This window comes from Streptomyces sp. BE303 (assembly GCF_036290945.1).
In the GTDB taxonomy this organism is placed as follows: Bacteria; Actinomycetota; Actinomycetes; order Streptomycetales; family Streptomycetaceae; genus Kitasatospora.
This window is the reverse complement of the sequence record NZ_JAQYWZ010000724.1, coordinates 1-411: the sequence shown is the minus strand read 5'-3', so window position 1 is coordinate 411 and position 411 is coordinate 1. Positions and strand designations below refer to the sequence as shown.

Here is a 411-nt window from a genome sequence, read left to right as displayed (position 1 = left end):
TCCCCTCCCGGCGCCCGACCCGCGAACCGCCCGAGTCCCCCGGGACCCGCGCCCGCCCAGCCCATCCCATCTCCCCCACAACTACCCTCACACGCAACGCACGTCACGGGAAGGTCTCCTGCCATGAGCACAGCGCAGCCGTACCTGACCGGCCACATCACCCCCGACACCGACGACGACGCCGTCACCGGCCTCACCGTCGACGGCACCTTGCCCACCGAGCACACCGGCCGGCACCTGCGCAACCGCCACAACCCCAACCCCGGCGTCACCCCCACCCACTGGTTCAAGCGCAGCGGCATGGTCCTCGTCATCCGGCTGCGAGAGGTCCGCGGCGAGTGGTACTGCTACCGCTGGGTCCGGTCCCCCGCCCTGGTCGGCGCGCCCTACATGACCGAACGCGGGCCCGAC

At 72.3% G+C, this 411-nt stretch carries 1 protein-coding gene; it reads left to right on the top strand.

All coding sequences use genetic code 11. The features are described from left to right. Window positions 1-123 precede the first annotated feature (123 nt). Window positions 124-411: carotenoid oxygenase family protein (locus tag PUR56_RS21930; RefSeq protein ID WP_329950164.1), on the top strand; the 288-nt coding region annotated here is incomplete at its 3' end.